The sequence below is a fragment of the Streptomyces sp. C genome (assembly GCF_000158895.1).
GTDB lineage: Bacteria > Actinomycetota > Actinomycetes > Streptomycetales > Streptomycetaceae > Streptomyces > Streptomyces racemochromogenes.
Genome location: NZ_GG657750.1, coordinates 318,666 through 327,821 on the forward strand (window position 1 = coordinate 318,666; position 9,156 = coordinate 327,821).

7 protein-coding genes and 1 pseudogene are annotated in these 9,156 nt (G+C 73.3%); 6 read left to right on the forward strand and 2 right to left on the reverse strand.

Annotated features, from left to right (window positions below; translation table 11 throughout):
• Window positions 1-73 precede the first annotated feature (73 nt).
• The 4 genes from SSNG_RS01695 to SSNG_RS01705 all read left to right on the forward strand — a co-directional run bounded on the left by SSNG_RS01695 (window position 74) and on the right by SSNG_RS01705 (window position 4,568).
• Window positions 74-1,645 carry an alpha/beta hydrolase gene (locus tag SSNG_RS01695; RefSeq protein WP_007262050.1) on the forward strand — a complete coding sequence of 524 codons (1,572 nt, stop codon included), beginning with the start codon at window positions 74-76 and terminating at the stop codon, window positions 1,643-1,645.
• A gap of 105 nt (window positions 1,646-1,750) precedes the next feature.
• Window positions 1,751-1,921, forward strand: a complete 171-nt coding sequence (locus tag SSNG_RS41640) for a hypothetical protein (RefSeq protein WP_007262051.1) — start codon at window positions 1,751-1,753, stop codon at window positions 1,919-1,921.
• Window positions 1,922-2,057: 136 nt separating this feature from the next.
• Window positions 2,058-2,840 (forward strand): 3-hydroxybutyrate dehydrogenase, encoded by a 783-nt coding sequence (locus tag SSNG_RS01700; protein WP_007262052.1) that lies wholly within the window; start codon window positions 2,058-2,060, stop codon window positions 2,838-2,840.
• A 225-nt stretch (window positions 2,841-3,065) separates the two neighbouring features.
• The gene (locus SSNG_RS01705; RefSeq protein WP_042800385.1) at window positions 3,066-4,568 is read left to right on the forward strand and encodes a cellulose binding domain-containing protein; all 1,503 of its coding nucleotides are present in this window, start codon (window positions 3,066-3,068) and stop codon (window positions 4,566-4,568) included.
• A gap of 69 nt (window positions 4,569-4,637) precedes the next feature.
• Here the strand turns inward: SSNG_RS01705 and SSNG_RS01710 are convergent, their stop codons facing one another.
• The gene (locus SSNG_RS01710; RefSeq protein ID WP_007262054.1) at window positions 4,638-5,051 is read right to left on the reverse strand and encodes a Fur family transcriptional regulator; all 414 of its coding nucleotides are present in this window, start codon (window positions 5,049-5,051) and stop codon (window positions 4,638-4,640) included.
• A 141-nt stretch (window positions 5,052-5,192) separates the two neighbouring features.
• Between SSNG_RS01710 and katG the strand changes: the two are divergent.
• A pseudogene (gene katG, locus SSNG_RS01715) lies at window positions 5,193-7,425 on the forward strand (catalase/peroxidase HPI).
• A gap of 59 nt (window positions 7,426-7,484) precedes the next feature.
• Here the strand turns inward: katG and SSNG_RS41645 are convergent.
• A complete protein-coding gene (locus SSNG_RS41645) occupies window positions 7,485-7,964 on the reverse strand; it encodes a DUF6193 family natural product biosynthesis protein (RefSeq protein ID WP_050779513.1) in 480 nt (159 codons plus the stop codon).
• A gap of 149 nt (window positions 7,965-8,113) precedes the next feature.
• On the opposite strand from SSNG_RS41645, the gene SSNG_RS01725 reads away from it, so the two are divergent.
• Window positions 8,114-9,156 (forward strand): cytochrome P450 (locus tag SSNG_RS01725; RefSeq protein WP_241694968.1); only part of this gene is annotated, 1,043 nt, incomplete at its 3' end.

Sequence of the window (9,156 nt, forward strand, 5' to 3'; positions counted from 1 at the left end):
GGCTGGCCGGAATCCGCCCCCACACTTTGTCCTTCGTTTACCCATGCCCTCCGAACCGCGCAGGAGCCCCCGCATGCCCCACCTCATACGCCGCCCCGTCCGGGCGGCGGCCCTGGCCGCCGCCTCCCTGCTGGCGGTCCCCGCCCTGGCGGCCTGCGGCAGCGACGCGAAGGCTCCGGCGCAGGCGAAGCCCTCGGGGCCGGCCGGCGCCACGGCACCCGCCCCGCTGCCCGCCCTGCCCGCGGCCCTGACCGGGCAGAAGCCCGAGTGGCGGACCTGCCCGGCGCCTTCGGCCGCCCAGGGCGGTGGCAAGGCCCCGGGCGCGGCCTGGGAGTGCGCGAGCATGAAGGCGCCGCTCGACTACGCCAAGCCGGCCGGCGAGACCATCGACGTGGCCCTGATCCGCAAGAAGGCCACCGACCCCGGCAAGCGCCTCGGCTCCCTCGTCTACAACTTCGGCGGCCCCGGCGGCTCCGGCGTCGCCACGCTCCCGCAGGCGGCGGCGGAGTACAAGAAGCTGGGCGCGGTGTACGACCTGGTCAGCTTCGACCCGCGCGGGGTGGGCAACAGCGCGCCGGTCCTGTGCCTGGACGACAAGACGCTCGACGAGGACCCGGGATCCGGCAACACCCTCGACGACATCAAGAAGTTCACCGACGCCTGCAAGCAGAAGTCCGCGAAGCTGCTCCCCCACGTCGGCACGGCCGACACGGCCCGCGACATGGACCTGATGCGCCAGGTCCTCGGCGACCAGAAGCTGAACTACTTCGGCATCTCCTACGGCACCCAGCTGGGCGGCGTCTACGCCCACCTGTTCCCGAAGAACGTCGGCCGCACCGTGTTCGACGCCGTCGTCGACCCCACGGCCGACCAGGTCCAGGCCGGTCTCGGCCAGGCCAAGGGCTTCCAGCTGGCGCTGGAGCACGCCATGAAGTACTGCCGTGACAAGTACACCGCCAACTGTCCCACCGGCCCGAGCGACGCCGAGGGCAACAAGCGGATCAACGAACTGCTGGAGAAGCTGAAGGCGAAGCCCGCCGCCACGGAGAGCGGCCGCAAGCTGACCTCCGACCTGGCGCTCACCGGCATCGCCGCCAGCCTCTACGACAAGGAGACCTGGGAGTACCTCGTCCAGGGCCTCGGCGAGCTGCGCCAGCTCGGCACGGGCAACCTCCTGCTGGCGCTCGCCGACTCCTACAGCGGGCGCGGTGAGGACGGGCACTACGACAACTCGAACGCCGCGCAGGCGGCGATCAACTGCGTCGACACCAGCCGCCGGTACACCGTCGAGGAGACGAAGGCACAGGAAGCCGCCTACCGCGCGGCCTCCCCGGTGTTCGGGCCGGAGATGGTCGAGGGCCTGCTCGGCTGCTCGCAGTGGCCGGTCCGCGGCACCGCCGACAAGCCCCAGGTCTCCGCCCAGGGCGCGGCCCCGATCGTGGTGATCGGCAACACGGGCGACCCCGCCACCCCCGTCGAGGGCGCCAAGCGCATGGCCGAGTCGCTCGGCCGGGGCGTCGGCGTCAACCTCACCGTGAAGGGCGAGGGGCACGGCACCTACGGGAAGAACTCCTGCGCCACCAAGGCCGTCGACGCGTTCCTCGTCGAGGGCACCGCTCCGGCGGACGGGACCCAGTGCCCGTGAGCACCCTTCTGCGCCCGTACCGACCTCTGTTCGGCTGCCGCCAGGCCGCCGCCTACACTTGTGCCGCCCGGCCCGCGGTGCCGGCTTCAGGGGAGTGAATCCTAAGTGAGCAGCACCAGCAGTGATGCGCCGATCTACGCCCAGCTCGTACGCGAGCGCGGCGACGTACCCGGTCAGGTCCGACGGGAGGCCGAGGAGATCCTGCGCCACCTGGCTCAGGTGATGGCCTGGCGTCCCTCGTCGGCCGGCCTGCCGAACTGGCGCCCCCACCAGTAGGAGGGACGGCCCGGGGTGCGCGCACGCACCGCGTCCCGGGCCGTCCTCCGGTGGTGTCCGCCGCCACCGCGCGGCCGCCGAGTGTGGCGGCGGCGCACATCGGCACGGGACGGCGCACGTCCCTAACGTTCGGGGCATGACCAGCGAGATCAGCACCTCATCCGGTGGAACGGCCTCCGTCCTGGCGGGACGCGTGGCCCTGGTGACCGGCGGCGGCAGCGGTATCGGGCGGGCCTGCGCGGTGGCGCTCGCCGGCGCGGGCGCCTTCGTCCACGTCGTGGACGTGGACGCGCGGGCCGCCGGGGCGGTTGCGGAGCTCGTCGGCGGGCGTGCCCATGCCGCCGACCTCGCCGACCCGGACGCCATCGGCCGGCTTCCCGCCGAGGCCGACGTGCTCGTCAACAACGCCGGGCTCCAGCACGTGGCGGCCATCGAGGACTTCCCTCCCGAGCGGTTCGAGCTGATCCAGAAGGTGATGGTCACCGCCCCGTTCCTGCTGCTGCGGCGGACCCTGCCGTACATGTACGGGCGCGGCTGGGGGCGGGTCGTCAACATCTCCAGCGTCCACGGGCTGCGGGCCAGCGCCTTCAAGTCCGGGTACGTGACCGCCAAGCACGCCCTGGAGGGGCTCAGCAAGGTCACCGCCCTGGAGGGCGCCCCGCACGGGGTGACGAGCAACTGCGTGAACCCCGGCTACGTGCGCACCCCGCTGGTGGAGCGGCAGATCGCCGCGCAGGCCGAGGCGCACGGCATCCCCGCCTCCCGGGTGGTCTCCGAGGTGCTGCTGCGGGGTTCCGCGATCAAGCGGCTGATCGAGCCGGAGGAGGTCGCGGCGGTCGCGCTGTGGCTCTGCGGCCCGCACACGGGCCACGTCACCGGTACCTCGGTGCCCATGGACGGCGGCTGGACGGCCGCCTGACCCGGGTGCCCGGACTGCCCGGAGACCGGGGGTTCGGTGGATCTCGCCGCGCTCTCCGCGTCAAGGACGTTCGAGGTCCGGGCCCTTTCCTGAGGCCGTCCTTTCCGCCGCCTTAAGCGGAACCTAAGGTTCGCCGCAGGCACCCCGAAGCGAACGAATGTCCGTTTCCGGACGGCTAGCGTGCTGCCCCGTACCCACTCCCGGTCATACGAAGGCAGGCACTCCATGGGCAGCAGCACGGGCGGACACCGGCGCAGGGCGAGCGGCGGGGCGAAGGCCGCGGGGGCGGTCGTGGTGGCGGCGGTGCTGGGGGGCGCGGCCTTCGCGTTCACCGGAACGGCCCAGGCCACGTCCGTCGGGGCCGTGTACACCAAGTCCAGCTCCTGGAGCGGCGGTTACACCGCCCAGTACGTGATCAGCAACGGCACCGGCCGGGAACTGGCGGGCTGGACGCTCCAGTTCGACCTGCCGGCGGGGGTGCGGATCGGCTCGCTGTGGAACGGGGCCCACACGGTCGACGGCCAGCGCGTCACCGTCAAGCCCGCCGCCTGGAACGGGGTGCTGGCGCCGGGCGCGTCCGTCACGGTCGGCTTCGTGGCGAGCGGCTCGGGCGCGGGGACGCCGGGCGACCCCACGCGCTGCCTGATCAACGCCGTCAAGTGCTCGGTGGACCAGGGCGCCACACCGCAGCCGAGCGGCCGGCCGACGACGGCGCCGACCGCGGCGCCCACCGCCGCGCCGACGGCCACGGCGACGGCGACCGCCACCGCCACCGCCACCCCGGTGGTCCCGCCCTCCCCCACGGCGACGCCCGCGCCGACCGGCGCCCCCGCCGGCGGCGCGCGGTTCGCCCCGTACGTGGACACCTCGCTGTACCCCGCGTACGACCTGCTCGACACCGCGGCCAGGACCGGGGTCACGGAGTTCCACCTCGCCTTCGTCACCGCCGGCGGCGGCTGCTCGCCGCTGTGGGGCGGGGTCACACCGCTCGCGGACGACAAGGTCGCGGCCCAGATCGGCGCGCTGCGCAAGGCGGGCGGAGACGTGCGGGTTTCCTTCGGCGGCGCCGCCGGGCGCGAGCTGGCCCTGAACTGCGCCACCGTCGACGAACTGGCGGCCGCATACGGGAAGGTGGTCGACGCCCACCGGCTCACCAAGGTCGACTTCGACATCGAGGGCGCCGCCCTGCCGGACACCGCCGCCAACACCCGCCGCGCGCAGGCGATAGCCCGGCTGCAGAAGTCCCACCCGGGCCTCGACGTGGCGTTCACCCTGCCGGTGATGCCGGAGGGGCTGACCCAGCCGGGCGTGGCCCTGCTGGCGGACGCCGCGAAGAACGGCGTACGGATCGGTGCCGTGAACATCATGGCCATGGACTACGGGCCTGCGTACTCCGGCGACATGGGCCAGTACGCGGTCCAGGCGGCGACCGCGACGCAGGCCCAGCTCAAGGGCGTGCTCGGGCTCTCCGACGCGGCGGCCTGGAAGGCGCTGGCGGTCACCCCGATGATCGGCGTCAACGACGTGGCGAGCGAGGTCTTCGGCGTGGCGGACGCGGCGGAACTCGTCCGCTTCGCCCAGGCGAAGGGCATCGGGCGGCTGGCGATGTGGTCGTCGGCGCGCGACCGCCAGTGCGCGGCGGGCGCCCTCGGTCACGCCGACGCCACCTGCAGCTCCGTCCTCCAGGAACCGCTGGCCTTCACCAAGGCGTTCGCCGCGTACCGCTAGGGATCCGACGGTGCTCCGCCGGAGGCCCGGTGGAGCACCGCTGGAGCGCCGGGCCGGCCGGGCGGGGCGTCAGCCGGCGCAGTTCGGGCACAGCCCCCGGTAGGTGATCTCGGCCCCGGACACCGAGAAGCCGAAGCGCTCGCCCGCCGGGAGGTCGGACAGGGGGTTCCCGGCGGGGTGGACGTCCCGGATGAGACCGCAGCCGGAGCAGACGAGGTGGTGGTGCGGGTGGTGCGCGTTGGGGTCGTAGCGCTTCGCCCGGCCGTCGGTGGAGACCTCCGCCACTTCCCCGAGCGCGACCAGCTCCCCCAGGGCGTTGTATACCGTGGCCCGGGAGATCTCGGGGAGCCGGTCCACGGCCCGGGCGTGCACCTCGTCGGCGGTGAGGTGCACGTGCTCGCCGTCCAGGACCTCCGCGACGACACGCCGCTGGGACGTCATCCGCCAGCCGCGCCTGCGCAGCCGTTCCAGCAGGTCGCTCATGTCGGCTCACCCTCTCAGGTCCGGGCTTGGTCTACGTCTTGACTTGGACTGTGTCCATCGTAGGATCTGACGCGTTGATAGCCAAGGGTTGAGAACGACCGTTCCTGAACAGCGTGATCCGCCTGGTCCGGAAGGATTTGCATGTCTGAGAACCATGACGCAGTCGTCGCAGACGCGAAGGCAGAGGGTGTGGGCGGCTGCCCGGTCGCGCACGAGCGCGCCCCCCACCCGACCCAGGGCGGCGGGAACCGCCAGTGGTGGCCCGAGCGCCTCAATCTGAAGATCCTCGCCAAGAACCCCGCCGTGGCCAACCCGCTCGGCGAGGGGTTCGACTACGCCGAGGCGTTCAAGACCCTCGACCTCCCGGCCGTGAAGCGGGACATCGAGGAGGTCCTGACCACGTCGCAGGACTGGTGGCCGGCCGACTTCGGCCACTACGGCCCGTTCATGATCCGCATGGCCTGGCACAGCGCCGGCACCTACCGGATCAGTGACGGCCGCGGCGGTGCCGGCGCCGGCCAGCAGCGCTTCGCCCCGCTCAACAGCTGGCCGGACAACGCCAACCTGGACAAGGCCCGCCGGCTGCTGTGGCCCGTGAAGAAGAAGTACGGGCAGAGCCTGTCCTGGGCCGACCTCCTCATCCTGACGGGCAACGTCGCCCTAGAGTCGATGGGCTTCGAGACCTTCGGCTTCGCCGGCGGCCGCGCCGACGTGTGGGAGCCCGACGAGGACGTCTACTGGGGTCCCGAGACCCACCTGGCTCGACGACCAGCGCTACACGGGCGACCGCGAGCTGGAGGGCCCGCTCGGCGCCGTCCAGATGGGCCTGATCTACGTCAACCCCGAGGGCCCGAACGGGAACCCGGACCCGCTGGCCGCGGCCCGCGACATCCGCGAGACGTTCCGCCGGATGGCGATGAACGACGAGGAGACGGTCGCGCTGATAGCCGGCGGCCACACCTTCGGCAAGGCGCACGGCGCCGGCCCCGCCGACCACGTGGGCGTCGATCCCGAGGCGGCCCCGCTGGAGGCCCAGGGCTTCGGCTGGCAGAACACGTACGGCTCCGGCAAGGGCGCCGACACCATCACCAGCGGTCTCGAGGTCACCTGGACCACGACGCCGACGCGGTGGAGCAACAACTTCTTCGAGAACCTGTTCGGCTTCGAATACGAGCTCACCACGAGCCCGGCCGGCGCGCAGCAGTGGGTCGCCAAGGACGGCGCGGGCGCCGGCACCATCCCGGACGCGCACGACCCGTCCAAGAGCCACGCGCCGACGATGCTGACGACGGACCTCGCGCTGCGCTTCGACCCGGCCTACGAGCAGATCTCGCGCCGCTTCCTGGAGAACCCCGACCAGTTCGCGGACGCCTTCGCCCGCGCCTGGTTCAAGCTGACCCACCGCGACCTGGGCCCCGTCGTGCGCTACCTCGGCCCCGAGGTCCCGTCCGAGACCCTGCTGTGGCAGGACCCGCTGCCGGCCCTCGACCACGAGGTGATCGACGCCGCGGACATCGCCTCGCTCAAGGAGCGGATCCTCGGCACCGACCTGACGGTGTCCCAGCTGGTGTCCGTGGCCTGGGCGTCCGCCTCGTCCTTCCGCGGCAGCGACAAGCGCGGCGGCGCCAACGGTGCCCGTATCCGCCTCCAGCCGCAGGCCGGCTGGGAGGTCAACGAGCCCGACCAGCTCGCCGCGGTGCTGCGCGTCCTTGAGGGCGTCCAGGAGTCCTTCAACTCCGCCCAGACCGGCGGCAAGCGGGTCTCCCTGGCCGACCTGATCGTCCTGGCCGGCACCGCCGCCGTCGAGCAGGCCGCCAAGGACGCGGGCCACGAGGTCGAGGTGTCCTTCACCCCGGGCCGCGTGGACGCCACCCAGGAGCAGACCGACGTCGAGTCCTTCGCGGCGCTGGAGCCCGCCGCCGACGGCTTCCGCAACTACCTCGGCAAGGGCAACCGCCTGCCGGCCGAGTACCTGCTGGTCGACCGGGCGAACCTGCTGAACCTGTCCGCGCCCGAGCTGACCGTCCTCGTCGGCGGCCTGCGCGTGCTGGGCGCGAACCACCAGCAGTCCAAGCTGGGCGTGTTCACCGACACCCCCGGCACGCTGACCAACGACTTCTTCGTCAACCTGCTCGACCTGGGCACGACGTGGAAGCCGACCTCGGCGGACCAGAACACCTTCGAGGGCCGCGACGCCTCGACCGGCGCCCTCAAGTGGACGGGCACCCGCGCCGACCTCGTCTTCGGCTCGAACTCCGAGCTGCGTGCGGTCGCCGAGGTGTACGCGAGCGACGACGCGGAGCGGAAGTTCGTGGAGGACTTCGCCGCCGCGTGGAGCAAGGTCATGGACCTGGACCGGTTCGACCTGGTCTGAGCGCTCCCAGCGGTATGACGGCGACGCCCCGGGCCGGCCGGCCCGGGGCGTCGCCCTGCTCAGCGTCCTCGGTCGCTCTCGCCCGGGACGGCCGGGCCGAGGCCGGGCGGGGCGTGCGCCAGGACGAGGGCCAGCGCTTCCCCCGTGCTGTCGAACTCGCCGAGCACCTCGCCGCCGCGACGGACGCGGAAGCGCCCGCCGGCCGTCGGCTCGACCGACGGGAGCCGCACCTCGTAGGGGATCGTGGTGGTCGAGCTGAACTTCAGGATCATGTGGCTGGTGAACGGGTACAGCCGCCGCAGCTCCGGGACGGCGCGGGCGGCCGCGACGAGCTCGACGATGCGGGGGTAGACCCTGCTCGGGCTCTGGAGTACGGCGTACTCGGCCGACCACTTCCATGAGCGGGCCATGTGCTCCCACTTCGCCTCGACGGCGGCGGCCGGTCCGCGCAGGTGGGCCGCGTCCAGGTCGACGCGCTCGGGCAGCGGCGGGAAGTCCGGATGGTCGCGCCCGATGTGGCGGAAGTCGTCGGGGATCATCGTCGAAGTATCCGCGAAGGCCACCGCCGGGCGCACCGGCCGGTGCGCGGCGCGTTCGCCACGCCAGGTCGACTCAACGCGCCCTCGTACGGCGGCGCGCTCCCGCGTACAGTCCGTGCTGCCGACGTCTGCCGGACAGGAGAACAGCCTTGGCCACACACGCCGTTACCGGCCGGTCCGCCCTGCCGGTGCCCGAGCTCGACGCCGCCGAAGTGGAGCGGTGGCGGGCCGGCGGGGGCGAGCTGATCGAGCTGCTGGGGCTGGCGCGCGAGCGGCTCGGCGGCCTCGCGGCCGTGCGGATCGGGCCGGAGCCCACGGTGCTGGTGACCGCGCCGGAGGCCGTGCAGCACGTTCTGGCCCGCAACCCCGACCGATACGTCAAGCGCTCCCACCGGGCCCGCCTGCTGATCGGTGACGGGCTGCTGGCCGCGACGGGGGACGCCTGGAAGCGGCAGCGCAGGCTCCTCCAGTCGCAGTTCACCGGGACCGGCATGCGCCGCTACGAGCGGCGGATCGCCGCGGCGGCCCGCACCGCGGCGCAGCGGTGGGCCGGGTACGCGCGGAGCGGGGAGGTCTTCGACGTCGGCGAGGAGATGCGCCGCTTCGCCCTGGACACCATCTGGCGCGCGCTCACCGGCCACCCCCTGGACGACGCCACCGCGCGGGAACTCACCGCCGTGGCGGCCGTCGTGGCGGTGCTGCCGAGCCTGCCCGCCGACGAGGTCGAGGCGCGGGGTTCCGTCGCCGCCGACCTCGCCCGGATCGACGCGGTCGCCCGGCACGCGGTGGCCGCCGCCCGGGACCGGGAGGCGGGCCCGGAGGGGCCGGGGCTGCTCCGGGTGCTGGTGGACGCCTCCGAGACGTACCCGCAGTACTCGGACCGGCTGCTGCGCGACGAGCTGGTCACGCTGCTGGTCGCCGGGCACGAGACCACGGCCACCACCCTGACCTGGCTGTACCTGCTCCTGGACCGCCACCCCGCGGCTCGCGAGGAGGCCCTGGCCGCCGGCCCGGAGGGCTCTGCGGAGCGCCGGGAGGCGGTGCAGGGCGCTGGTCAGCGAGACGCTGCGGCTCTACCCGTCGGCCTGGATCCCTGCCCCCGGCACGCGGGCCGTCGCGGACACCGTCGCCGGCCACGCCGTCCCGGCGGGGACGGACCTGCTGGTCTGCCCGTTCCTGACGCACCGCGATC